The 24,115-nt window shown below is 30.8% G+C and carries 26 protein-coding genes; 5 read left to right on the top strand and 21 right to left on the bottom strand.

Features of this window, described 5'->3' with window-relative positions; all coding sequences use genetic code 11:
• Nucleotides 1-345: 345 nt before the first annotated feature.
• From G8C41_RS05365 to G8C41_RS05380, 5 genes are all read right to left on the bottom strand, one after another.
• Nucleotides 346-3,858: an AAA domain-containing protein gene (locus G8C41_RS05365; protein WP_166006539.1), complete on the bottom strand. Its 3,513-nt coding sequence runs from the start codon at nucleotides 3,856-3,858 to the stop codon at nucleotides 346-348.
• Nucleotides 3,859-4,273: 415 nt separating this feature from the next.
• The gene (locus tag G8C41_RS10155; RefSeq protein ID WP_255466912.1) at nucleotides 4,274-4,396 is read right to left on the bottom strand and encodes a hypothetical protein; all 123 of its coding nucleotides are present in this window, start codon (nucleotides 4,394-4,396) and stop codon (nucleotides 4,274-4,276) included.
• A 363-nt stretch (nucleotides 4,397-4,759) separates the two neighbouring features.
• Nucleotides 4,760-4,960, bottom strand: a complete 201-nt coding sequence (locus G8C41_RS05370; protein ID WP_166006541.1) for a hypothetical protein — start codon at nucleotides 4,958-4,960, stop codon at nucleotides 4,760-4,762.
• Nucleotides 4,961-5,296: 336 nt separating this feature from the next.
• Nucleotides 5,297-6,049: a 2-oxo acid dehydrogenase subunit E2 gene (locus tag G8C41_RS05375; protein ID WP_105297412.1), complete on the bottom strand. Its 753-nt coding sequence runs from the start codon at nucleotides 6,047-6,049 to the stop codon at nucleotides 5,297-5,299.
• 11 nt (nucleotides 6,050-6,060) lie between these two features.
• Entirely contained in the window at nucleotides 6,061-6,276 is a 216-nt protein-coding gene (locus tag G8C41_RS05380; protein WP_105297411.1) for a hypothetical protein, read from the bottom strand.
• Between the two features lie 1,228 nt (nucleotides 6,277-7,504).
• Between G8C41_RS05380 and G8C41_RS05385 the strand changes: the two genes are divergently transcribed.
• The 5 genes from G8C41_RS05385 to G8C41_RS05405 all read left to right on the top strand — a co-directional run bounded on the left by G8C41_RS05385 (nucleotide 7,505) and on the right by G8C41_RS05405 (nucleotide 12,312).
• Nucleotides 7,505-8,557, top strand: a complete 1,053-nt coding sequence (locus G8C41_RS05385) for an alpha/beta hydrolase family protein (RefSeq protein WP_166006543.1) — start codon at nucleotides 7,505-7,507, stop codon at nucleotides 8,555-8,557.
• 304 nt (nucleotides 8,558-8,861) lie between these two features.
• Entirely contained in the window at nucleotides 8,862-9,515 is a 654-nt protein-coding gene (locus tag G8C41_RS05390; protein ID WP_166006545.1) for a response regulator, read from the top strand.
• A 279-nt stretch (nucleotides 9,516-9,794) separates the two neighbouring features.
• On the top strand, nucleotides 9,795-10,211 hold the full coding sequence (locus G8C41_RS05395; RefSeq protein ID WP_105297408.1) for a LexA family protein: 417 nt from the start codon (nucleotides 9,795-9,797) through the stop codon (nucleotides 10,209-10,211).
• A gap of 1 nt (nucleotide 10,212) precedes the next feature.
• The gene (locus G8C41_RS05400; RefSeq protein WP_166006547.1) at nucleotides 10,213-11,475 is read left to right on the top strand and encodes a Y-family DNA polymerase; all 1,263 of its coding nucleotides are present in this window, start codon (nucleotides 10,213-10,215) and stop codon (nucleotides 11,473-11,475) included.
• Between the two features lie 54 nt (nucleotides 11,476-11,529).
• Nucleotides 11,530-12,312, top strand: a complete 783-nt coding sequence (locus tag G8C41_RS05405) for a GIY-YIG nuclease family protein (protein WP_160542279.1) — start codon at nucleotides 11,530-11,532, stop codon at nucleotides 12,310-12,312.
• A gap of 519 nt (nucleotides 12,313-12,831) precedes the next feature.
• On the opposite strand, the gene G8C41_RS05410 is transcribed toward G8C41_RS05405, so the two are convergent.
• From G8C41_RS05410 to G8C41_RS05485, 16 genes are read right to left on the bottom strand one after another with little or no spacing between them, the layout of a single operon-like run.
• Nucleotides 12,832-13,488, bottom strand: coding sequence for an ATP-binding cassette domain-containing protein (locus G8C41_RS05410; protein ID WP_166006549.1), 657 nt, complete (start codon nucleotides 13,486-13,488; stop codon nucleotides 12,832-12,834).
• Nucleotides 13,489-13,496: 8 nt separating this feature from the next.
• Nucleotides 13,497-14,174, bottom strand: coding sequence for a molybdate ABC transporter permease subunit (modB, locus tag G8C41_RS05415; RefSeq protein ID WP_166003392.1), 678 nt, complete (start codon nucleotides 14,172-14,174; stop codon nucleotides 13,497-13,499).
• 4 nt (nucleotides 14,175-14,178) lie between these two features.
• On the bottom strand, nucleotides 14,179-14,943 hold the full coding sequence (gene modA / locus G8C41_RS05420; protein WP_105297402.1) for a molybdate ABC transporter substrate-binding protein: 765 nt from the start codon (nucleotides 14,941-14,943) through the stop codon (nucleotides 14,179-14,181).
• A gap of 15 nt (nucleotides 14,944-14,958) precedes the next feature.
• Nucleotides 14,959-15,867: a bifunctional molybdenum cofactor biosynthesis protein MoaC/MoaB gene (gene moaCB / locus G8C41_RS05425; protein WP_105298130.1), complete on the bottom strand. Its 909-nt coding sequence runs from the start codon at nucleotides 15,865-15,867 to the stop codon at nucleotides 14,959-14,961.
• Between the two features lie 17 nt (nucleotides 15,868-15,884).
• Complete coding sequence (locus G8C41_RS05430) at nucleotides 15,885-17,144, bottom strand: alginate export family protein (protein WP_166006551.1); 1,260 nt, start codon at nucleotides 17,142-17,144, stop codon at nucleotides 15,885-15,887.
• 31 nt (nucleotides 17,145-17,175) lie between these two features.
• On the bottom strand, nucleotides 17,176-17,865 hold the full coding sequence (locus tag G8C41_RS05435; RefSeq protein WP_166006553.1) for an MOSC domain-containing protein: 690 nt from the start codon (nucleotides 17,863-17,865) through the stop codon (nucleotides 17,176-17,178).
• A 4-nt stretch (nucleotides 17,866-17,869) separates the two neighbouring features.
• The gene (locus G8C41_RS05440; protein ID WP_166006555.1) at nucleotides 17,870-18,307 is read right to left on the bottom strand and encodes a molybdenum cofactor biosynthesis protein MoaE; all 438 of its coding nucleotides are present in this window, start codon (nucleotides 18,305-18,307) and stop codon (nucleotides 17,870-17,872) included.
• Nucleotides 18,308-18,319: 12 nt separating this feature from the next.
• A complete protein-coding gene (gene moeB, locus G8C41_RS05445) occupies nucleotides 18,320-19,405 on the bottom strand; it encodes a HesA/MoeB/ThiF family protein (RefSeq protein ID WP_166006557.1) in 1,086 nt (361 codons plus the stop codon).
• A gap of 20 nt (nucleotides 19,406-19,425) precedes the next feature.
• Complete coding sequence (locus G8C41_RS05450; protein ID WP_160542287.1) at nucleotides 19,426-19,656, bottom strand: MoaD/ThiS family protein; 231 nt, start codon at nucleotides 19,654-19,656, stop codon at nucleotides 19,426-19,428.
• Nucleotides 19,653-20,219 carry a molybdenum cofactor guanylyltransferase gene (locus G8C41_RS05455; protein WP_166006559.1) on the bottom strand — a complete coding sequence of 189 codons (567 nt, stop codon included), beginning with the start codon at nucleotides 20,217-20,219 and terminating at the stop codon, nucleotides 19,653-19,655. Before G8C41_RS05455 ends, G8C41_RS05450 begins: the two co-directional genes overlap by 4 nt.
• A 2-nt stretch (nucleotides 20,220-20,221) precedes the next feature.
• Complete coding sequence (locus tag G8C41_RS05460; protein WP_160567461.1) at nucleotides 20,222-20,545, bottom strand: winged helix-turn-helix domain-containing protein; 324 nt, start codon at nucleotides 20,543-20,545, stop codon at nucleotides 20,222-20,224.
• Nucleotides 20,533-21,726: a molybdopterin molybdotransferase MoeA gene (locus tag G8C41_RS05465; protein WP_166006561.1), complete on the bottom strand. Its 1,194-nt coding sequence runs from the start codon at nucleotides 21,724-21,726 to the stop codon at nucleotides 20,533-20,535. Before G8C41_RS05465 ends, G8C41_RS05460 begins: the two co-directional genes overlap by 13 nt.
• Before the next feature lie 38 nt (nucleotides 21,727-21,764).
• Entirely contained in the window at nucleotides 21,765-22,748 is a 984-nt protein-coding gene (gene moaA / locus G8C41_RS05470; RefSeq protein WP_166006563.1) for a GTP 3',8-cyclase MoaA, read from the bottom strand.
• Nucleotides 22,741-23,013, bottom strand: a complete 273-nt coding sequence (locus G8C41_RS05475) for a DUF6755 family protein (protein WP_105297392.1) — start codon at nucleotides 23,011-23,013, stop codon at nucleotides 22,741-22,743. The genes moaA and G8C41_RS05475 overlap by 8 nt, the downstream gene beginning before the upstream one ends.
• A 4-nt stretch (nucleotides 23,014-23,017) precedes the next feature.
• On the bottom strand, nucleotides 23,018-23,524 hold the full coding sequence (locus tag G8C41_RS05480; RefSeq protein WP_105297391.1) for a Rieske (2Fe-2S) protein: 507 nt from the start codon (nucleotides 23,522-23,524) through the stop codon (nucleotides 23,018-23,020).
• Nucleotides 23,525-23,538: 14 nt separating this feature from the next.
• The gene (locus tag G8C41_RS05485; RefSeq protein ID WP_105297390.1) at nucleotides 23,539-24,108 is read right to left on the bottom strand and encodes a 4Fe-4S dicluster domain-containing protein; all 570 of its coding nucleotides are present in this window, start codon (nucleotides 24,106-24,108) and stop codon (nucleotides 23,539-23,541) included.
• Between the last annotated feature and the right edge of the window lie 7 nt (nucleotides 24,109-24,115).

Consider the following 24,115-nt stretch of genomic DNA (forward strand, 5'->3'; position numbering starts at 1 on the left):
AACTTAAAAGATAATTTTAAAAATTAAAAAATTAAAATTAAATCACTACGACTCGTAAAAAATAAAAAGAAATGTATAAAATCTATAATACTAAAATACTAAGATGCAAAATCAAAAAATCTTTTAAAATCTAATTCGAGTTTTAAGTCATCTAAAGATGATTATATATTAAATTTTATACTTATAATTCATATTAATTTTTAAATATTAAAAATCCGTATATTGATTAATTGCTTAGAAAAATTTTATTTTTTTTCTCATTCTTATATTCATAAGTAAAATTTTAATACGATAATTTGGGAAAATGAACATAATTTTTCTACCGATTTATTTCATATTATTAATTTATTTTAAAGTTTGATTGAATGAAGAACTCCTTACCGATATACTATTTTTTAAAATCTTAATTTCATCAATTAATTTCTTGTTTTTTCCCTGATAAACTAAAGATGTTTCATGTCTTACATAATTTCCTTTCCTTTGTGCACTTAGCCAATTAAATGATCCTATACATAGCAAATCTTCATCTTTAATAACAATTTTGCTGTGTACCTTAGTTATAAAATAAACATTTATTCCTTTACTTATTAGCTTAAAAAGAAATTGTTTTTTTTCTTCATTATCACCTAATAAATTGAGTTCATCATCAGTATAAATTGATATTTTAATGCCTTTTTGTTGAATCACTGATTCCATAAATGGCAATATATTGCTATTATTTACGGCATTTATTGAAAACCAAGGAGATACTATATAAATTTCTTTGACAGCATTATTTATTACATTTTTAAGAAACGAGTCGTGTTCATTCAAATTTTTAAGAACTTGAAAACCAACATTTCCTGATTCTAATAAATCTTTTCTTTCTATATATTCAAAATATAGACTATTTTTCTCACAAGAAAAAAGATAACGCGCTAAAATTCCTCTTGGCGTTTTTAACTTCGGATCGAATATATCCATATCTCCGAAAACCAAGAAGCTATCTTTTGCTCGAGATACGGCAACATTTAACATACTTGGCGGATTATCTATAAAAGTCCCATCGACATGTTTAGAGTAGACGGCAGAAAAAATTATTAATTTTCTTTCGGCTCCTTGAAAAGAATGAACCGTACCGATTGTTAAAAGATCTTCACCTTTATCTACATTTACATTTGCTTTAGAATTTCGTATAGCCCGTTTTATTTCGTTAACTTGAGCTCCAAATGGTGTGATAATCCCTACAATCTCATTCAAGGGCTGATTATATTTTTGTTCTAACTTTTGTTTATTTTCAATTATCCAATTAGCAATAACTCTTGCTTCTAATAAATTATAACGACTGCCTGATCCCGAATCTTGACATATTCCGTCAATATGTAAATATCCTAAGGCCGGAAAAAGTGAGTCTTTAGGTGAAATTCCTCGTTTTGGCAATAACTTTCCTTTATATATCAATTCATTACAATAACCAATAATTTCATTATAACAACGTCTATGTTCATATAAATACATTCCCGGTTCCAAATCAGGATCATAACGATATCTGGATGCATTTTGTGCAATCTTCATCACACTGCCCGATGAAGCCGTTTTTCCTAAATCAGTTAATTTTTCATATTCGTCTTCCACATTATCACTATTCAGAAGTTTAGCCTCCAAAAAATTTCCCACATCCACTTTTGGAGAAACGGACCAAATTGGTTCAATTTGATGAATATCTCCAATTACCAGAGCTTTTTTACTGAGAGAAAATGAAGCTCCGGCAACTTCCGGTAATACCTGACCTGCTTCATCAACGATTAATAAATCAGCCAAATTATATAAATAATCTTTAACGTAACCTGCTCCCGCATAAATAAAATGAGTAGGAAGCACATAGAAAGTTGAAACTACACAAGGAGTCAATTTCATCCTTAGATTCCATCGTTTAATTATGGCAGATTCTGCGTTTTTTTTATTCCATTTTTCTAAATTGGGAAGTAAATCTTCCATTTCAATTAACCAACGCCCTTCCCAATAATGGGTCGTTAACAAAAAAATATCAAATCGTATTTTAGTGTCCGCCTCAATATCCGCTTGATTAAGTGTTACCTTCTCAGAATTCTTTGTAACATGTAATGGTGCTAAAGCAATAGTCCAATTCGCTAAACAGGTTTCTAAATTTTGTATTAATTTTTTTATAATTTCTAAAATTCTCTCATTTTCGAGTATTGATTCACTTAGTGAAACCTTTTTATTTTCAATATATTCTGAAATTGAAATAAGGGTTTTAAATTGAAATTTTTCTTCTTTATCCCACACATCAGCAAGGTAAATCTTAGCCTTAAGCATACGTTTTTTAGCTACAAAAGGCATCCAAGAAAAAACTTGATACCATATATTTTCCCCAGCTTGAAATTGTTCCCATTTAGATCGAATATTACTCCATAAATTTCTCTTTTCTTTCAAATTTTTTTCTTGACGTTCATAAAGCTCTAATTTTTCATAAGGGTTATTACCCAATTCTTGATGAACCTGCAAACGTATGTTATATAAAGCGTTCCATGATTCTTCCAAACATTTTAATTGTTTTGTTTTCGTAAGAATTTCTTTATGTAATCGTTTGACGACATCTTCTATGGTTATATTTTTACTTTCAAGCTTTGGAAATGCTTTCGCTGCACATTCTTTATAAAAATATTTTGCTTTTTCAAAATATTCCTTGTCCTCCACTTGATTAAAGAATTTTTCAGTTTGAAAATTCTTTTCAGCTTGTTGAGCCTTACTTTTAGCCGGAAAATAAGCACCAAAACTGTCCATATTAGGTAACCATCTGCCTGAAAAAGGACCTTCACCCTTTGAAAAATCTTTTCCAAATGCATCAATTATATTAGTCACTGCTTGATTATTTGTAGAAGCTGCAATAATAATGGGGGGTTCAGACCCTTCCAATGCTCGCATTGCCCACAAAGAGGCAACTACGGAAAGTAACAGGGTCGTTTTACCCGTACCCGGAGGACCATTTACCGCAAGAATTTCTCCGGTTTCAGCATTTAATAAATGATTTAGTGCGTCGCGTTGCGCTTGAGCTAAAGGAAAAGTATTACTTGAATGAGCCAACCGCTTTGAAAAAAAACTATTACTTTCGAGACACGGTTGTTGGGGAGTAGAGGCTACAGAAGCATAACGTTCAAATAGAGGAATACTTTTAGAGCTATTTCGTAATTGTTCATATAAAGGAAATATATGTATTGCCGCATTTTTGACAAGATCTTGTTTTATTATATAACTGTGATCTAATCGTTCATAAGATCTGTTTTCTTTAATCCATTTTTTTGCCACCGTATTTAATAATGAATCGATAGTATTACAATATTTTTTCCAAGCATCAAAATATTTTTCATCACTTAATTTTGAATCTCCATCTTCAAATTCATTATAATTTATACCGGATATAGAATATGTGGATAGATAAACATCTAAATCATACATGGATCCAATTGCATAGGAACCATTAACTAAAGGTTTCAGTATATCTCGAGATATAAATGTACTGTCACTTTTAGGATAACATCTTCCGTCTCTGGCCAAAAAAGCAGCAGTTGATATAGGGACAAGGTATTCCGGAGTTTCATTAAATTTACCAAAACAATGTTCTGTAATATGATGATAAACTATAGGTCTTAAAATAATTTCAATAACTTTACAATCAGATGATTCATTTTTAAACAGTTCTGTAGTTTTTTTCTCATCTAATTTTCCTGACGTTAGAAATTCCTTAGAACAAAATATCATTGATTCGGTATCTTTTTTATTTAATCCTCCCTTTGTAAAAGTGGCATCAGCTAAAGAATTACGCCAATATTTTGCAAAATTTTGTGATTTTGTGTCCATGAATTGTTCCTTTTTGTTTTGCTGTTTTAATTATTTTATGAAGAAGCGTTTACTTAATTGAATGATCCTATTATTTAATTTCATTAGTGGTCATTTATTATTGATAGGTTTTACCAATTTTTTATCTAATGATTAAGTGCATTCGTTAGCTTTAAACATATATTTAATTCTTAAAAATAATAGTATCTATTTTTTGCTCAATACGACTGTTTCTTTCACGCCCCCTACTTATCCATCGGTTAGCCGCTTCTTCTTGTGAAAAAATACATAGGATGTTGTCTTCAATATTATAATCAAAAAGTTAGAATATAGAATTTTGAAAACTTTCGATTATAAAAGATTGATATTCTACTAAATCATTATTAGATAATTTAGGAGTTAGAGCCGGTTGACTTCTATGTAAAATTTTCTTTATTTAAGTTATAGTAAAATTTTTAAAATCTGATTGATCTAATTGTTTAATAGTTTCTATTCGGGTAATAATATCTTCTTTTTCATTTAATATGATGGAAATTTTATCAGAATTTCGATTACTCATTTTTTTATTAATTAGTTAAATTGTGTCTTATAATAACGTTCAAATTAGCTTCATAGTACTATTCAAACAACTAGTTTTTTACCATTTAATCTTGTTAAAAAGCTATAAACACAGCAGGATAAGAAACAATGATTTTAGCTTGAGCGGAATTGCAACTTTATAAGATTCGGGTATTACAAAAAATATTTACCAACGGTAGCGGCTCCAGCGAGGGAATCAATCCTTTTAAAATATTCTCCGGCAAATCTAAAAAGGAAAATACTGCACTAACATCAAAATTTTGATGGATTCTTGTATCAAAATTAATAGTTGTATACGCCTAAGGAAACTTAGAATTTACCGATTGTGAAGATGAATGTTTTTTTATAGTTGCCGTTTTTCCTCTGTTTGAAATTGGATATACCCATCGGCATATCTCGGATTTAAATTAATTCTGTCTAAGGTCCATTCCGGATAATGGCATATGTGCTTTTGATTATGCTCTTCAAACATCGGCCGGGTAATTCGTTTGTTTACATCCCATACTCGCATTCCATTTTTTTCCCATTGAACCAAGTTATACATTTCAGTGTTGTCTGCTTCATTAACAAAAAATTCTGCCGAAAATTCATTATTGGAGTAAATGATTAATTCGTTTACATTATGAAATCTACTGTACTAGTTTTTCATTTAATAATTAGGTATAAATCGGCGTCTAAATAAATCGTCCGGGTGTATAACATTATTAGATTTATAGTAAGGTTAAATTTGAATCTTTCTTTATAAGAAAAAAGTTTCAAACAAATTTGTAGAAATAGTTAGCCAACATGCAACTATAATATTTAAGCCAAATTAAAATTTTTCCCTAATTCACTTCCTTTTTCTTTTCTGTTGTCGTTTAGATCAAATGTTTATTAAAAGTTATTTAAAATTTTCAATCTTACTCTTTATTTCACTTATAAAATCGGTTGCTAAAGTACTATTAAGTACATGTTCTTCAAAAGTCATGGTTAAATTCATAATAACTTTATAAAACTTTTCATTATTTTTTATGATCGGAATATTTTTTAACTTATCTAAACTTATACTCATTGTTGAGTTCAAAAATAGGGCTTCTGTAACTAAATCTTTATCTTTTAGCGAAGTGATCATAAAACTTCCCTGAATCCGGTGTCTTTTAGCTAAATTGTGATATGACAGATAAGAAATTAAACGTCTCAAATATTTAGGTTGATTTTCTATTAATCTGGTTTCTTTAAAAAAGATGGAAGTCTTATAATCAGAAAATTTACATTTATCTATTATTTCTTGAATTTCTTCAAGAGTTTTTTTATCAGAATTTTTAACCACACAAGGCATAACCTTATTTTCTCCATTAATCTTTCTGTCTAACATAAATTTTGCATTTATGGATTCGTATTCTACCACTTTCGGAAAAAATTTGGAGCGTTTGATGGCTATATTTAGTTCCGGAAAACATCTTAATACATCTGATATTATATATATCATATAAGCAGTATAAGAAATTTTTTTTCTTGTATTGTTATTTCTATGCTCAACGAGATTAGTACCATCTACGGGTACTGTGAGATGGATGGCATTTATTTTTTTGGTATATTGTAAAAAACTATATACTCCCTTAATTTGTCGTGAAATAGGCTTTATTGGGTTCATTTTTTTATTATTTAAATGTTAGAATCTTTTAGCGATAAACTCTTTACATTCTTTATTAATAAAAAATATTTATTTGAAAATATCTTTACTCCTTTTTCAACATACGCAACTATCTCTAATGGAAATAAAGAATTCCATTTTTCACCTATTTGTGGTATTGCTCCAAATATGACCACTTTGTATAGCAATCCTTGCAAAAATTCACCTAATTTTTGAGTTTTATTCATAAGTATTATTTTTTAATAGTTTAAATTTAGTTTTATTGAATTTCGAGTGGTTAGCAGATTCTCTTATTTATTATTTATTTTTTTCTCATATCATTGTGTATTTTTTTTATTTTAAGCCATATATGAATTAACTAACGAACCTGTTTTTTGCCATAAAAACACATTCAATCTAATCCTAGTAATAACAGGAAAATTTTTCCGTAATTATTTTTTTAAAATAAATTAGTTTCATTCACTACTGCGTTCCCTATATTTAGGATTATCTATCTTTAAAAGAATAGCACCTATTTAATTTCTATTTTTTTATAATTCTTATTGAAATCACCTATATTCTATCTGATATGAGCAAATCAATACTACATAAATGTCTTACTTAATTTTTACATTTCAAGTCGGATATACTAAATTTATGGCTGATTATATATCCTTTATATTATCATGATATGTGATCTTCTATTTATAAATAATAATTGTTAACGCTTTTAATTAAATTTTTAATTGAATTAATCGAATTAACCTACCCGCTAACATGTCTTTCTTTTAGAATTTAAATACTTACTTTTTGATATTAATTTCATTAAATTATATTTTATGTTAGTATAAATCAAATATATGAAAATAAATATACAATATTTTATTTATTTTTCATTTTTTTAATATATACAAGATATTTATACATTTTAAAATATAAAAATAGTTTTATTTACATATATTTATTTATATATAATAAATAGTATAATTTGATTTTTTATTTAACAAAATTGTTTTTTTATAATTAATTTATAAAAAAACAATTATTATGTATAAAATATAATACTTCTCTATAAAATAAAAAATATATATATCAATAATATATAAATAAATACATTAAATAAAATTATATAAATTTTAACTTGTATATTTTTTATTAATTTTAAAATAAAATTTTAAAATTTATATGTATTATTGCGTAATAAATAGTTTAATTTTAAAATGATTTATATGAATGTTCATAAATTAATCCCTATGGATTAAATGTGTATTTAGTCAGTAAACTTATTTTATCTAACATGATAAAATTGTATTATCTTATTTATAGTTATAGATTTTTTAATAAAACCAATTTCTAAAATTAAGCATACATTATATACTGCCTAGTAAGGAGTAATTATTTATACCAACCGGATACGATTAAAATAATTACGATAAATATTATTGAATAAATATAATTTAATATATAAAAATGAAAATGAAAAATAAAATTATCTTAGCTTTTTTATGTTTATTACTTAATAGTATTAATTTATCTGCCCAATCGTTATCAAATTCTAAAAAAGATATCTACAAAACAGGATTCCGTGAAATAAATATAAATGATTATTTAAGACCGCTTCAAATTGCTTTGATATATCCAACCTCGGCAAAACATCCCATTGCAAGAATTGGAGATAATGAATATATCATCGGTGAAAATGTAATTTATGATGCGAAAATATCCGATAAAAGCTTTCCTTTGGTTATTTTTTCTCATGGACTGAATGGGTCTTGGGATAATCATATTTGGTTAGCTGCAGCTTTAAGTAAAAGGGGATTTATTGTGGCAATGCCTAATCATCCCGGAACTACCTTGCAAGATATGGATCCGCAACTTGCTCGAGATATGTTAGCCCGTCCGGAAGATATTCGTCGTACAATCAGTTATTTATTGGAAACTAAACAATTTTCAGATCATATAGATGCTAATAATATCTCTATTATCGGGCATTCTTATGGAGGATGGACTGCAGTGGAAGCTATTGGCGGTAAATCTTCTGCTAAAGTTTTCAAAAAAGAATGTCGTAAATATCCCATCATGTTAGCTTGTGACATTTTTAATGAGCAAATGAAAGGTTTGGATGAAAGATCAGATTTTCTGAAATTAGATAAAGACATGAAAGATCCCCGTATCAAAAGAGCAGTAATCTTAGATATAGGATTTGGCCGCATGTTTATTCCGTCCAGCTTATCGGAAATAAAAATTCCGGTTTTAGTCTATTCCGCCGGACCATTTGTAGAAAGAATACCGGCAGAATTAGAAACCGGTTATTTAACTAAATATCTACCGGAAAAAACTTCCAAACACATAGTTTTGAATAATGCTACCCATTATAGCTTTATGGCTATCTGCAGAAAAAATGCAATAGAACTATTTAAAAAAGACAGACCGGATCAAGTTCCTACTTGTGAATTTGATACAAATGAGCGTGCAAATATTCATACTCAATTGATTAAGCAAATAAGCAGTTTCTTAGTAAATAACTAGAAGCTTTAAAAAAATTTCATAAATGGCAAGAGTATAAAAAAACTATTTTATAGCCTTGCCATTTTTTATATATACCATCTCAATAAAATTAGTAAAAAATTACCGATAATTATATATAAGTTACTTGATCTTTAAAAACATGACTTAACTTCTATTGCTGTTATGATATCCTCAAAACCCTTTTCCTTATTTCGTTTTTAATCTCTACTAAAAAAGTGTGAAATTTTATCCCTGAATTTTAAAATAATAATCTTATTTTTGCAGGCAATACAAAGACAACAACACAACACTAAAAAGTTTTATTATGTTTGAAAAGATTCTTATTGCAGAGAATTTCTCTAACGATAATTTTGCTGTTAAAAAGATAGTTGAAGAACTAAATATTCCTCATATTGACCAAGCAAATTATTGTGACGATGCCATTTCTAAAATTCGAAAGTCTTTTTCTAATAATTTACCTTATGGACTATTAATTACAGACTTAACATTTGACCCTAATCAAGAACATGCCATTACATCAGGGGAAGAACTTATTAAAGTAGCCAAAGAGGAATTTCCCGATCTTAAAATTATTGTTTTTTCCATTGAAGACAGACAGCCTATTATTAATTCTTTTTTTGAAAAATATAATATAGATGCTTTTATAACGAAAGGCGCAGAAAGTGCAAAAGAATTAAAGAAAGCTATAGAAGATGTATATGAAAATAAAATATACCTGTATTCCAACAAATCTCAAAAAGGCGGATTATTTGAGTTCACAAATAATGACCTGGAATTAGTGCGCCTATTATCGGTTGGTATGAATGTACCTGAAATTTCAGTCAAATTCAAAACAGAAAAGGTATATCCCAACAGTGAAAGTTATTTAAATAAAAGATTGGTATCGATTCGACAACATGCCGGAGCTGCAACTACTTTACATTTACTTACTTTATTTTCAGATTGGAACTTAATATAAATCGTACGGTAAAATTTATTAAAAAATATTTTATAACCTAATTGATTTATTTTCAATTATATATGAAAGTTTAATGCATATATTCATGAAATCCATCAATTAAACAGTAAATATCCGATCCCTATATCCTTTCGGTATATAAATGATTGTTGAAACAGTTAGCACCTCATAAATATGCCTTTATTTTATTAAGGATATATCATTGATATTATCTAAATATCAATCAAATTGCTATTTTATCGCTTCTTTTTCAACATAATTCATAATAAATTTGCATTTATGAAGCGAAAAGATAATTTATCTTTATGGTTTGCAGGAGACATCAAAGCCGGATTTCCTTCGGCAGCAGATGATTTTCATTTGGAACGAATTAATTTGAACGACGAATTAATAAGAGATCCCGAAACCACTTTCTTGGCACGAGTAAATGGGGATTCTATGAAAGATATGAGGATTTATAACGGAGATCTTATTATCGTGGATAAAGCATTGGAACCTAAAAACGGCAATATTGCCGTATGTTATATAGACGGGGAATTTACGTTAAAAAGACTAAAGGTAGTAAAGGAAAAAGGAATAGTAAAAGAAATTATTCTCCTGCCGGAAAACAAGGAATACGAACCGATCCGGGTTACTCCTGATCAAGATTTTATTATTTGGGGAATACTTACCCATACTATTATAAAATTTTCATAGCATGTATGCTTTATTAGATTGTAATAACTTTTATGCTTCTTGCGAAAGAGTGAGTAATCCCTCTTTAACAGGTAAACCTGTTTGTGTGCTTTCAAATAACGACGGCTGCGTAATTGCCCGCTCCAATGAGGCAAAGGCCCTCGGCATCCCTATGGGAGCTCCTGCATTTAAATATGAAAAAGTATTTGAAGAAAATCAAATATTCCTCTATTCCGCCAATTTTCCCCTTTATGGTGATTTAAGTAACCGTGTAATGAATATCATCGGGCGTTATTGCAAAGAAGTTGAAATATATTCTATCGATGAAGCATTTATGAACTTTAACGGCTATATGCAATTGAATTTGCGGGAACATTGTTTAGATTTAAGAAAATATATACTTAAGGGTGTAGGCATTCCTACCAGCATAGGAATTGCTCCTACTAAAACACTTGCCAAAGTAGCTAACAGGATAGCCAAAAAATATCCTGAGCAAACCCATAATGTATATGTTATTGATTCTCCCGAAAAAATTGAAAAAGCACTCAAGTGGTTGCATATTGGAGACATATGGGGAATTGGAAGAAGATTAAACAAACGATTTCAGGCAAAAGGTATTCGTAAAGCTTATGAATTGGTTAATCTTCCGGAAACATTTATACGTCAAGAAATGGGAATAGTAGGAATCCGCATGATTAATGAATTAAAGGGAATTCCTCAGCTTGATATAGATTTGCCGGCTCGTAAAAAGTCCATTGCCACTACCCGCACCTTCGATTACATGACCGACAAACTAGAAGATTTAAAAGAAAGAATAGCTACCTTTGCCGTGAAATGTTCAGAAAAATTACGCGCACAACAAAGTTGTTGTAATTATGTGACTGTATTCCTGCATACAAATTTTTATAGGGGCGATTTAATTCAACATCACCCCGCTGTCACTTTAACGCTGTCTAATCCCCACAATTCAGCTATTGAGTTAAGTAAATGCGCTCAAAAAGCATTGGAAACCATATATAAAAAGGGGTATCAATACAAAAAAGCAGGAGTTATTGTTTCCGGTCTAATCCCTGAATCGGAAAGACAAATTTCTTTGTTTGACGAGGATTATTACCTGAAGCACCAACCTATTATGAAGATTATGGATAAGTTGAACCATAAATACCATGAAGATAAACTGAAATTGGGTTGTCAAGATATTAAAAGGACTTGGAAGATGAAGCAGACCCGACTTTCTAAACGTTTCTCTACCGATATGAGGGAACTTATACAAGTTAAGGTATAAGGAAGATCCGGCTAAATATCATCCGATGATAATTTTATAAAAAACAGAGTGAATATGCGTGAGGATTTAAAAAAGATGGTTTCCGATTTACCCACCGTTCCGGGAGTATATTATATTTATACCCATGAAGAACGATTGATTTATATCGGAAAAAGCAATAATATCAAAAAAAGATTAAGCCAACATTTTACCTGTACCGACCGTAAATCGGTAAAAATACAAAACTTTGCTTCCAAAGTCAGGTATGAACCTACAGGAAGCGAATTAATTGCCCTGCTTATGGAATCTGAGGAAATAAAACACCACAAACCTATTTATAATAGAGCGCAAAGGCACAGCATTTTTTATTATGGCTTATATCCCGAAATAACTCAAGAAGGGTATATATCTTTACAATTGAAAAAGATAGATAACCGATCACAGGAAATTAATTCTTACTTGAGCTTAAAGCAAGGAAAAGAAGATTTATTCCGCATTACGGAAACTTATAAACTTTGCCAAAAAATAAACGGATTGTATAAATCCAAGGCTCAATGTTTCCAATATACGCTACACGAGTGTTTAGGCGCCTGCGTTAATGAAGAACCCGTAGATGATTATAACAAGCGTGTGCATCAATATTTAGAAAAAAATTCTTTTCCACAAGAAACCGTATTATTAAAACTTCCGGGAAGAACAAAGGATGAAAAGGGATTAGTTTTAATTGAAAACGGAATTTATAAAGGATTCGGATTCTGCCCGAAAAGATCTCGAAAAGATCCGTTAACGTTTATTATGCCTAAATCGGATAACAAAGATGCAAGAAGAATTTTAAGAAGCTATTTGAAAAAACAATAAAACAGGTTTACTACAAACCCAATAATTTTGTTTTCAATCAATTATTATTTTCACACCGGTAATGTACTGTATTTTTTACCCCCGTTAAATACAGACAATTGTTTACGTTTAATAGAATGTTTTTTAGCGTTATATTATTTTGCCTAATAATCCTAATAATCATTTATTTTAAAAAAATTTTCAAGATATCTTTTATAAATTTTTACATGAAAAATTAATAATAAAATAAAAATCATACTAGATAAAAAAGTAAACCATAAAGGCGAAAAAACTATCAACCAAGACCACTCTATAATATTTATAACTTTTAAAATAATAAAAGTAATTGTAAAAAATCCCGGCAAAGAAGAAAGAAAAATTAATAGTTTCATTTATCTAGAAGTTAGTTTTAATTTTTCAATTATATTGTGAAAAATTTATTTAGTGCACACAAAGATACAAATTTCTAAAAAAATATACGAATTATAATAAAAATACATTTATTTTATACAAAAAGATAAAATAAAATATAATATAATATTAAGAATTCTTGATAAGTCGAATTTGATCGTATTCCATATATAAAACACACTGAGCCATTTTATTAACTTCGTCTTGATCGTGAGAAACTACTAAGGTAGTAGAATCAAAAACAGCATGTGCCTTTAAAATTTCATTTTGAAGTTTTATCCTCATCGTCGAATCTACAGAAGACAAAGGTTCATCCAGAAGTAATAGATCCGCTTTTTTAGCCAAAGTTCTTGCAAGAGCAGTTCTTTGTTTTTGTCCTCCTGAAAGTTTATCAGGTTTCTGATATCGTAAAGCATCTAATCCATAAGACTTAATTAGAGTATCCACCCATGCTTTATCTTTTACTTTATTTTGTGCAAAAGATATATTTTCTTCCACCGTCATATTAGGAAATAAAGCATAATCTTGAAACATGAAACCTATGTTTCTTTTTTGCGGACTTAAATTTATGTTATTTAAAGAATCGTAGAAAATGCGATCTCCTACTTGAATTATTCCCCTATCGGGTTTTGTTAAACCGGCAATCATTCTAAGAAGTGTAGTTTTTCCTATTCCCGAAGGCCCGGAAATACATATTAATTGATTTACGGGAAGTTCAGTTTGGACAGATAGAATACGACTTCCTTCTGAGGTTAAAATTCTATATTCAATATCAATATATATCATTAAGAAAATTATATAGTTTTAATTTTAAAACCTTTATTAATGCTATAAATGAGAGTAAGCAATATAAATGAAATTAAAAATAAAATAAATGAATATTGATTTGCGGTTTTATAATCTAATGCTTGTACCTGATCGTATATGGCAATAGAAGCTATACGAGTTTCTCCGGGGATATTTCCTCCAACCATTAATACAATTCCAAATTCTCCTATACAATGCGCAAAAGTTAATGCTACACCGGTGATAAGAGAAGGCTTTATATTAGGTAATAAAACTTTGAAAAATGTAGTTGTTTTGGATTTTCCTAAAGTATAGGCAGCTTCTCTGTAACTTACAGGAAGAGACGAAAATCCATTTTGAAGAGATTGTATCATAAAGGGCAAACCTGCTATAATACTTGCTATAATTATGCCTTCAAAAGTAAAAGCTAATCTTGTATTAAAATGTTTCTCTAAAAAAGCGCCCGGCATGTTTTGGGGACTAAAGGCCACCAATAAATAATAACCCAGTACCGTGGGAGGAAGAACTAAAGGCATACAGATCAAAGCTTCTACCAGGGGTTTTATTTTGAAATGCGTATATGCCAACAGGTAGGCAACCGGCAACCCTATAAACAATAAGAAAACGGTTGATAGAGTTGCCAACTTACCTGTAAGCCAAAGAGTGTTTATAAAATCTTCGCTCAATTAATTAATCTTTTTTTGCTAAACCGTATCCGTATTTTTTCCAAATATTGTCACATTTGGAACTGATAATATAATCCAAGAAACGAGAGGCTTCACCGTTCTTTTCCCACCCATTTATAAGTACGGCAGCCTGTGCTATCGGTGGACATATATCTTCCGGTAATACATAATAGTGCCCCTTATTTTTCATTTCAGGTGCTAAGGCCAGCGATAAAGCAATAAACCCTATTTCTGCATTCCCTGAAAATGCATATTGAGCCGTCTGATTAATATTTTCTCCCCATACAATACGTTTACTTATTTTATCGTATAAATCCTCCTTTTTAAGTGCATTAACAGAATTTAAACCATAGGGAGCATTGTCCGGGTTAGCAATGGCTATTTTTTTAACTTCCGGTAATAAAACGGCTGACAATCCTTGCGATAAATTCAATGTAGAACTCCACATGGCTACTCTTCCGTAACAATAGTTAACTGCCGATGCAGAAGTTAACCCTCGATCTTCTAATTTGCCGGGAAATTTAGTATCTGCAGACATAAAAAGATCAAAAGGGGCTCCATTAATAATTTGTTGGGTTAGAGTTCCTGAAGATCCATAAGTAATTTGGAGATCTGCACCCGGGTAATCTTTAAGATATTGTTCTTTAATTTCTTCCAGTACATATCTTAAATTAGCAGCAGCGGCAATAGTAGCTTTACGTTCTTTTGTACAAGATATTAAGCCGAATAAAAATAGTAATATCGGCAAAAAAACTAGCTTACGTTTCATGATTATATAAAATTTTTAGTGTTGTGCTCCTTCAATTATTTTGAAAATATGCAGTATCGAAGGAAAAACTGCATCCATAGATTCTTCTGCTCCTTTGGTAGAACCCGGCATAGTAATAACTAAAGTATTTCCGATTAATCCGGCTATGCTTCTGGATAACATGGCTAAAGGCGTTCTATTTTGCCCATAGCTTCTTATCGCTTCAGCCACTCCCGGAATTTCTCTTTCCAGTAAAGGTTGAACCGCCTCAGGGGTAACATCCCTCTTAGATAATCCGGTACCGCCGGTTACCAAAATTAAATTTACTCCTTTCCGGTGATATTCTTTAATTTTGGTTTGTATATCCTCTTTTTCGTCCGGAATAATTTCATAATCGGAAACATCTACTCCTATGGTTTGAAGTTTTTCCATAATTACTTTACCTGCACGGTCTTTTTTATCACCCTTAGAAATGCTGTCAGAACAAACCAATATGGATGCAGTTAATGGTAAATCAAATGAATTACTTTTATCTGATTTTCCTCCTCTTTTTTCCAGTAATTTAATTTGTTGGATTTCGACATTCTTATCAATGGGTTTAAGCATATCATACATCGTTAGGGCAACTACCGATGCCGCATGCATAGCTTCCACTTCAACTCCTGTCTTATAAATGGTATGTATTTCAGCATAAATATAAATCTCTAACTCTTTCATTTCATAGGTTATGGAAGTATATTCTATGGGCAACGGATGACAATCAGGGATCATGTCACTTGTTTTCTTTGCCGCAAATAAACCGGCAACTTTTGCCATTTCAAAAATATTTCCTTTGGGAACTTTGTTATCCTTAATAGTTTGAATAGTTTGTTGAGATCCCACCTTAACCACCGCTTGAGCTATGGCTTTTCGTAAAGAATTACTTTTATGCGTTATATTTACCACTTTTTTATTTTTTAAAATTATTTTTCTGCTTTGGTTGAAAAGAATACCGGTTTGAAAGTAATCATGATATAAGCCCATTGTGGAAACTTGGTATCAACTCCCAATTGATCTTTTAGTATTCTTGTTCCCTTATTTTTCATATAAGTACTCCAACCTGCTTGTAAAGATAATGTTTGAGAAACTGTATAATCTGCCAATAAATCTATTTCAGATCCTATGCCTTTGTTATTTCGGTTATCCATTTTTTCAGCAGTTGAGAAAGTATGGAATCCTCCGTCAAAACTTAATTTTGAATTTGCTTTTACAGACACTCCACCGTATAAATCAAGTAACCCTTGCTTAGGTAAGGTTGCCCAATACTCCATAGATCCATTAAAAGAATGGTTAGCTCCATAAAGTTTATTAAAGGTGTGATCTTTAGATTTTGATAACATGGATTTGGAACCTGAATAATAATCAACCCCTACGTTAGCTGAAATGAAATCGGAGAATCTGTACTTAGTTTTCAATGCTAATAAAGAAGCATCTAATTTACTGTCAGATCTGTCATATCCAAACTGGTAATATCCGGTTGCATAAAATGAAAAAGGAATGCTGCGATCATCTAATCCAAAGTTAGCTCCTACTGTATTTCTAAAGATAGAAGTTTTTACTTCTTCAGGAACTTCTCCTTTTTGGAAACCTTCATTAACCCATATGGCAGAAGCTGTAAATTTTCCAATTGGTTTATATAACCAAGTATAGAATAATGATTTATAACTTTTGTCATACACAGATTCATAAAGGACATCTGCCGCATTGTTCCAACCTCCTCCGACATGTGCTTTAAATTTAGAAGTTTCGTATTTTAATTTTAAAAGGTCATGTGCATTAGGGGTATTGCTCCAATTACCGGATGAAAAAAGACGCTTGTCGTCATATTCTAATATTTGACGTCCTAAAACTCCTGAAAATTCAGGGGTAAAGAAATATTCTGCCCAAGCTTCGTATACTCCTAAATTATTTCCGGTTTTATTTATTCCATTTGATCCGTACGTTTCCGTATCTTGTAAAGTAATTTTAACTTTATAATCTTTTTCAGAATAAGTAGCACCCAATCGTACCCTTAAGTTATTCACATAAGCAGCATCTAAAGAATCTGCCAAAGGCTTACGAAAACCACTTCTTAATTCTCCTCTGGTTCTCAGTTCTCCGTCAATTTTAATTTTCTGTGCAGTTAAGAGACTTAAACTCCCTAAACTAAAAAACAACAAATACCAAATTTTTTTGTGTTTCATAAATTTAATTTTAGTTAATAATTAATTTTCTCTATTTAAACAATCGTTTATCCCAATTTTCAATGGTTCCATTTTCTAAACGATTGCTAAATATTTTTTTCCAACTTAGTGCTAATGATTTTATCTTTAATAATTTGTTTAAAATTTCCTTATCTAAACAATTTTCTTTTTTATATAAAATAGTTAATAAATAGGTTAAACTATACTCGGGGTATGGCCGATCTATTAGCTCAATAGTATCTCCTTGTTTCAAACTTCCTTCTTCCAATACACGATAATACCATCCTGTTTTTAAACTTTCTTGTACTCTAAGCGACATATCACTGCATTGAAAATGATAATTTAATTTCCAACACGGTTGTCTGGCTTGACTTACTTCTAACACGCAGCTGCCTATTTTATAAATATCTCCGATCATAACCGTTTCTTCCGTCATTCCTAATGAGGAAATATTTTCGCCGAATGCTCCTGATTTCTCTAATAAAGGAAGTTCAGGCAAAGACGTTTTCCAATATTCATAATTTTCAAAGGCATATTGATGTACCGCTTTTTCTTCTCCTCCATGATTGATCTTATCACTCTGTTCATCATTAATTAATCCCAATTTGGATACTTTTTGCGAATCGGTAACTTTTTTTTTGTTAATGGCGCTTTGATATTCTGTGTTAGCCAAGCGTTGTATTTTACCCGCATGTAAAGAGCTAATTAAAGGTTTTTTCATGGTTTTATTGTTTGTTTTCTTTCCATTGGTAGCTGTTATCGCTAAATATTTCTTTACCCCAAATGGGAAGTTCTTTTTTTATTCTCTCAACTAATTCGTCACTAGCCAGCATAGCAGGTTTTCTATGTTTAGATGATGTAAAAACAAAAAGACAAATTCCGCCTTTTTTTACCAAACCGAGGCTATGATATACATGCATGCACAACAAATCGTATTTAGAAAATATTTCTTCCCGTAGTTGTGAAAGTTTTTCAACGGCCATTTCTTGATAGGCGGTAAATTCTATTCCTTCAACTTCCTTTCCTTCAACTATATCTGCTCTAACTTGTCCTAAAAAAATACTATGTCCTCCAATATCTTTTTTATGAGTATGGCTTTGAATACTTTCAGAAATAAATTCAGCGGGTATAGCTCCCTCTAAAAATGGATATATTTTTTTCATATAATTTTCTATTTAAAAAATCGTGTCAATTCCGTTTCGAATATGCCATACAGCTTTATTGGGAAACAATTCTTTGGCTATCTCGACAGCTCGGCTGCTGCGTATTCCCGTTTTACAAACAAATACAATTGTGTCAAATTTTTCAAGAATAGGTATATTTTCTTCAATCACAGACAACGGAATTTGTATATAGTCGAAACCGGAAATTTTGGGTAGTTCATTTTCATTTCTTACATCAACCAGTATCGATTTTTCATTGGAAAGTACTTCTTCCAACCGGGAAAGATTTTCAATTTCATTTTCGGATGAAAAAATTCCACAACTACATTCATAATCGACTGCTTTAAATTCATCTTCATTTTTTGGAGTTGAATTTTTTTCCGACTCGGCAAAATTAATAATTCGAGTACTATAATACAAGATGTTAAATATCATTAATTTATGTACTAAAGGTTCTCCGATACCTGTAATTAATTTTATAACTTCTTGGGCTTGAATAGTGCCAATTATACCCGTCAGAGTGCCCAAAACTCCTGTCTCATTGCAGGTTGGAACTTCTGAAGGTTTGGGTGGATCAGGAAACAAATCTCTGTAATTGGTTTTCATTTTATCTTTTTCCACATTGAATACAGAAACTTGACCTTCATATTGGTAAATGGCTCCATATACTAAGGGAATATTTTTTAAGGTACAAATATCATTAAGAAGGTACCGTACCTGAAAATTATCTGTACAATCTACAACGATTTCATAGAAATTTATAAGTTTATAAACGTTTTTTGAAGTAACCTTTTCCTTGAAAGAGATAATTTTAATAGTTGAGTTCATTTCTTCCAACCTTTCTTTTGCTGCTTCCGATTTAAACTTTCCTATATCGCCTTCTTTGAATAAAATTTGTCTATGTAAATTGGTTAATTCAACAGTATCATAATCAACAATTCCCAATTGTCCAACTCCGGCTGAAGCTAAATATTGAAGCACGGGGCAACCCAATCCTCCTGCTCCCACCACCAATACACGAGACTTACAAAGTTTATTCTGGGCTTCCAGACCAAATCCGGACAAAATTATTTGTCTGTTATATCTTTTAAAATCCATCGATTGATTAAATTAAATTTTTATCCTCCGGAATATGGCGGAAGTAAAGCTATTTCTGCACCTTCCGGTATCGGGTCTGTTTCTTTTGTATTTTGGTTATTAACAATAATCAAATAATTTAAAGATTTTAATTCAGGAAAATAAGTTTCCAATATTTCTTTAAGTTCTGAAACAGTATTAACTTTATCATTTAGTTGATATTTTTCATTCTGAAAAATATCGGTTAATTTCCCGAAAATTTTAATATTCATATTGTTTTAAAATTTTTTTCAATTTTCTTAAATTCTTCTTGGGTATTTATATTTGAAAAGATATCTTTTTCAATTATCTCAGTTAGGTCAATTACTTTAGATTCGGATTCTATAATAAATTCCGTCAATTTTAATTGGTTATCAGTTAGTTTATCTTCAATAAATTGTAGTGCATCATAAGTATAAATTCCAAACAATGGTTGAATTCTTCCGTTATAACTTGCTATGGTGGCTAAATTAGTACTGAGGTTGTTAACTAGATAATTAATTGCTTCGTGGGTAATAAAAGGCATATCACAACTTACAACAAATACATCTTTCTTTGAGTAATCTAATGCTGCATGAATTCCTCCCAATGGTCCTTTATTTTTAATCTTATCTGCAACCAATTCTAAACCGAATTGTTTATATTCTTCTTTATCCGTATTAATTTTAACCGATGGAAAACATTGGGATAAAACTTCAATGCTGTATTGTATTATAGGAATTCCGTTTAGTTTTTTTAAACCTTTATCCTCTCCCATGCGAGTACTTTTTCCTCCTGCAAGGATATAAGCTTCCATTGTTATAAAGTTTTGGTTTTAAACAAATTAAACTGTCCGTTTATTTTTTTATATTCTTCCACAATTTTTTTCCCTTCTTTAGTCAAGAAAGCACCTCCCCCATTTTTACCTCCCAGATTTTTAAAAACCAGCGGTGTATTGGAATATTCGTTCATTTCTCTTACCATTCCCCAAGCTTTTCTATAAGGTATGCCGATTTCTCTGGCCGCTGCGGCTATAGAACCGGTCTCCTCAATACTGTTCAATAGTTCGGCCCGTCCCCTGCCTATTTTTAAGCCGTGGGTAGTTTCTAACCAAATATATCCTTCTATTTTTAAATTCTCCATACTGTAACTTTTTCCCCTTGACGGATCATTCTTTCCTCTCCCGATATTTCTACTATACAATTCGCGCTACTGAATGAGTTCATTTTATAGGATTCTTGAGAGGATGTTATGCTTACCTCTCCATTTTTTAAATGCCCTTTTAAAAAATTAGTGAGTTTATTTTTTTTGTTAAAGTCATTTAGCAACTGGGCATCTTCATAGGAATTAAAAATATGATTTTCCCCTTTCAATCCTTTTAAGAAAGGACGAACATATTGATAAAAACACGTTAAAACGGATGCGGGATTACCGGGTAAGGCAAATACATAATGTTGATCTTTTTTACCAAAATATAGTGGTTTACCCGGTTTTTGCTGAATTTTATAAAAAAGTTGGTGTATCTCTGCTCTTTCTAAGCTTTCTTTTACATAATCATAATCTCCTACAGAAATACCTCCTGTAAGCAATAATACATCAACTTCAGCTATTCTTGTTTGGATTTCACGAAATGTTTTTTCTTTATCATCAGAAACTTTTACTATAAATTCAACTGAAATATCCATTTCTTTTAAAGCAGATTGCAGCGTAATTGAGTTACTCTCATATATTTGTCCTTTTTTTAAAGGTGTTCCTGCCGTAACTAATTCATTCCCTGTAACAATAATACCAATTTTTGGTGAAGAAAAAACGTGTACCTTTTCAATTCCAAAACCTGCTAACATACCTATAACACCCGGTGTAATCAATGTGTTTTCTGCTGCCACTAATTCACCCTTTTTTGTTTGAGAACCTAGGGGGCGTATGTTATCTCCTTTTTGAAATTCTCCTTTTTGAACTATTAATTTATTATTTTCAACGGTTGCTTTTTCTTGCATGACTACTATATCTGCGCCGATCGGAATCATTGCTCCGGTAAATATTCGAGCTGCTTCTCCTCTCTTTAGAGTTGGCAATTCAGTTTGTCCCGCTTGTATGATGTATTTAACCGTTATTTCATTTTTATCCATCCAATCTTGATAACAAAAAGCGTATCCGTCCATCGCTGAATTGGTAAAATTCGGTACGTCTATGGGTGCATATATCGGTTTAGCTATATACGAATGCAAAGAATCGCTCAAATTCTTCTCACGAATGGGACATTTAATACGTATTTCATTGGAAATAAGGGTTCTCGCTTCAGATACTGTTATAAATTCATTCATGTTTCAATAGGTTTTTTTTAGCATATCGAAAAGAAAAGTTAACCGCCAATTTTAATCATACTCCTGTTTTTAAGATATTCGGGATTTAATTTTACAAAATTTTCAAATTGACCTCCCATCTTTTTATGTTTGTTTTTTAGAAAGGATTGTATGATTGGTTCTATGTCTTCACCTTTTCGTAAGGTTCCTAAAATATCAAATTCATCTTTACCAAAGAGACAATTTTTCATCTTTCCGTCAGCGGTAATTCTCATTCTATTACATCCTTGACAAAAAGGTTGACTCATGGTTGTTATAAAGGCAAAAGTTCCTTCATAACCTTTAACTTTGAATTTTTTGGTTGTATCGTGGTTGTGATCCTGAATTTTCTCATAAATAAAATGAGAATCTATTTCATCCAACATTTCGTCCATAGTAATTACCTTATTTTTTTCCCATTGATTTCCATTAAAGGGCATAAATTCTATAAAACGAACTTGTATAGGAAAATTTTTGGTTAATGAGATGAAGTCTTTTATTTCGTCATCATTAACATTTTTCATTAATACTGTGTTGAGCTTAACTTGAAAACCTCGGTTTACGAAAAGTAAAATATTATTCCAAACTTGAGAGAATGCATTACGCTTTGTAAGGAATTTAAATTTTTCTTCTTGTAAACTGTCAATGCTGATATTTACTGTATGCAATCCTATCTCTTTTAATAAATCCGCATACTTATGTAAAAGCACCCCGTTGGTTGTTAAATTCAATTCTACCGGTAAAGTAGACAACCTTTTAACTATTTCTTCAAAATCACGTCTTACCAAAGGTTCTCCTCCGGTAAGACGTATTTTATTTATTTGATATTTAGTAAACGTTTTAGCTATGCTGAAAATTTCATCCGGACTCATTAATTTTCCGTAAGGCAAACACTGCATTTTTTCATTGGGCATGCAATAAATGCAACGAAAATTACAACTGTCTGTAAGAGAAATTCTCAAATAATTATGAATTCGATTATAACTATCAACTAGTTTATTCATATTTATTATTCGGATCTTTTTTTAGATTTTTAGGTGGTTCCGGTAAATATCTTAGTAAAAAGACAGCCGAGAAGAAAAGAAAAACCGAACCTCCAAATGTTGCCCATGCAAACGCCTGGTTGTCATCTAACGCATTGTTCAATGCTCCATACATCATCCATACCTGCAAGGTTAAAATTAATATTAATATAACAATAATTGCAGACATTAATGTATTAATTTTATTAGAATTTGCTGAATTTTGAACTTCTTTGAAATTATTCATATTCTTAGGCTTTATCTTTATCTGTTACGTATACTTTTCCATCTCTTATTACAACAGACAGTTGTGGTAAGGGTCTTGGCGGCGGACCTTGCAGTACTTCTCCTGTTTCAGGATTAAAAAACCCTTTATGACAAGGACAAACGATTTTATTTTGATCGTGATCATATAATACCGCACAAGATAAATGAGTACATTTTTGTTCAAAACATCTCCATTTATCTTCACCTAAATGTATAAGTATATAGGGTACTTTATGGTTTTCATTAATTACAAAGGCTTTCATCTTTCCAATAGGAACTTCTGTTGAATTACAAACAAAATATTCTTCATCCAGCCTTTTTTTAGGAAATAATAAAGATTTAGCAGCTATTGCACCGTTTCCTATAGCTAATCCACCGGATAGTAGGCATAAAAACTTTGCAAATTCTCTTCTTGAAACATGCGTTGCTTCATCCTGCTTTATAGGAAAATCTGTTTTCCAAATGGGTTTCTCTTTATCTTTTTTTGACATTTTCTTCAATATTATTAGTGAACTTTTAACTCGGTACTTCCTTTTGGCATCATAATATTTACTTTGGTAACTACTTCTTGTTTACCAAAAATAAACTTATTCACCGGTGTACTGTTCGGACGTTTTGCTTCTATTTCTTCTAAAGTTCCATAGAATAGTGCTCCACTAGGACAAACCGTTGCGCACATAGGTTTTAGTCCTGCACTGGTACGGTCGTAACACATATTACATTTCATCATTAGTTCTGCTTCTTCCATTTTTTTAGGTACTCCGAATGGACAAGCCATTACGCAGTTAGAACATCCGATACAACGAGAAGTATTTGCTGAATGTACTACACCGAAAGTATCTTTAGTTATGGCATCAGCCGGACAAACATTAGCACAAACGGGGTCATCGCAGTGCATACAAACCTGTACAGTGGTTTGTATGGTATGTTTACGATCAACATAATGGATATTGATCATACTGTCCTGTCCGTTAGTTTCACATTCAGCACACGCCATTTCACATGCATGACATCCAATACACCTTTGCATGTCCACGAAAAAGCCTACATTTTTATTATATTCTGTACTTACCATATTTTCT

The organism is Apibacter sp. B3706, from assembly GCF_011082725.1.
Taxonomy (GTDB): Bacteria; Bacteroidota; Bacteroidia; order Flavobacteriales; family Weeksellaceae; genus Apibacter.

Excerpts from the sequence above, each read along its gene's own strand:
- G8C41_RS05465 (WP_166006561.1), bottom strand. The coding sequence starts at position 21,726 with ATGAATGAATTTATAACAGTATCTGAAGCGAGAACCCTTATTTCCAAT.
- G8C41_RS05410 (WP_166006549.1), bottom strand. The coding sequence starts at position 13,488 with ATGATATATATTGATATTGAATATAGAATTTTAACCTCAGAAGGAAGT.
- moeB (WP_166006557.1), bottom strand. The coding sequence starts at position 19,405 with ATGGATTTTAAAAGATATAACAGACAAATAATTTTGTCCGGATTTGGT.
- G8C41_RS05390 (WP_166006545.1), top strand. The coding sequence starts at position 8,862 with ATGTTTGAAAAGATTCTTATTGCAGAGAATTTCTCTAACGATAATTTT.
- G8C41_RS05480 (WP_105297391.1), bottom strand. The coding sequence starts at position 23,524 with ATGTCAAAAAAAGATAAAGAGAAACCCATTTGGAAAACAGATTTTCCT.
- G8C41_RS05395 (WP_105297408.1), top strand. The coding sequence starts at position 9,795 with ATGAAGCGAAAAGATAATTTATCTTTATGGTTTGCAGGAGACATCAAA.
- modA (WP_105297402.1), bottom strand. The coding sequence starts at position 14,943 with ATGAAACGTAAGCTAGTTTTTTTGCCGATATTACTATTTTTATTCGGC.
- G8C41_RS05365 (WP_166006539.1), bottom strand. The coding sequence starts at position 3,858 with ATGGACACAAAATCACAAAATTTTGCAAAATATTGGCGTAATTCTTTA.
- G8C41_RS05385 (WP_166006543.1), top strand. The coding sequence starts at position 7,505 with ATGAAAAATAAAATTATCTTAGCTTTTTTATGTTTATTACTTAATAGT.
- G8C41_RS05450 (WP_160542287.1), bottom strand. The coding sequence starts at position 19,656 with ATGAATATTAAAATTTTCGGGAAATTAACCGATATTTTTCAGAATGAA.
- G8C41_RS05460 (WP_160567461.1), bottom strand. The coding sequence starts at position 20,545 with ATGGAGAATTTAAAAATAGAAGGATATATTTGGTTAGAAACTACCCAC.
- moaA (WP_166006563.1), bottom strand. The coding sequence starts at position 22,748 with ATGAATAAACTAGTTGATAGTTATAATCGAATTCATAATTATTTGAGA.
- G8C41_RS05440 (WP_166006555.1), bottom strand. The coding sequence starts at position 18,307 with ATGAAAAAAATATATCCATTTTTAGAGGGAGCTATACCCGCTGAATTT.
- G8C41_RS05455 (WP_166006559.1), bottom strand. The coding sequence starts at position 20,219 with ATGGAAGCTTATATCCTTGCAGGAGGAAAAAGTACTCGCATGGGAGAG.
- G8C41_RS05435 (WP_166006553.1), bottom strand. The coding sequence starts at position 17,865 with ATGAAAAAACCTTTAATTAGCTCTTTACATGCGGGTAAAATACAACGC.
- G8C41_RS05375 (WP_105297412.1), bottom strand. The coding sequence starts at position 6,049 with ATGAACCCAATAAAGCCTATTTCACGACAAATTAAGGGAGTATATAGT.
- G8C41_RS05475 (WP_105297392.1), bottom strand. The coding sequence starts at position 23,013 with ATGAATAATTTCAAAGAAGTTCAAAATTCAGCAAATTCTAATAAAATT.
- G8C41_RS05380 (WP_105297411.1), bottom strand. The coding sequence starts at position 6,276 with ATGAATAAAACTCAAAAATTAGGTGAATTTTTGCAAGGATTGCTATAC.
- G8C41_RS05400 (WP_166006547.1), top strand. The coding sequence starts at position 10,213 with ATGTATGCTTTATTAGATTGTAATAACTTTTATGCTTCTTGCGAAAGA.
- G8C41_RS05430 (WP_166006551.1), bottom strand. The coding sequence starts at position 17,144 with ATGAAACACAAAAAAATTTGGTATTTGTTGTTTTTTAGTTTAGGGAGT.
- G8C41_RS05370 (WP_166006541.1), bottom strand. The coding sequence starts at position 4,960 with ATGTATAACTTGGTTCAATGGGAAAAAAATGGAATGCGAGTATGGGAT.
- G8C41_RS05485 (WP_105297390.1), bottom strand. The coding sequence starts at position 24,108 with ATGGTAAGTACAGAATATAATAAAAATGTAGGCTTTTTCGTGGACATG.
- G8C41_RS10155 (WP_255466912.1), bottom strand. The coding sequence starts at position 4,396 with ATGAGTAATCGAAATTCTGATAAAATTTCCATCATATTAAATGAAAAA.
- G8C41_RS05405 (WP_160542279.1), top strand. The coding sequence starts at position 11,530 with ATGCGTGAGGATTTAAAAAAGATGGTTTCCGATTTACCCACCGTTCCG.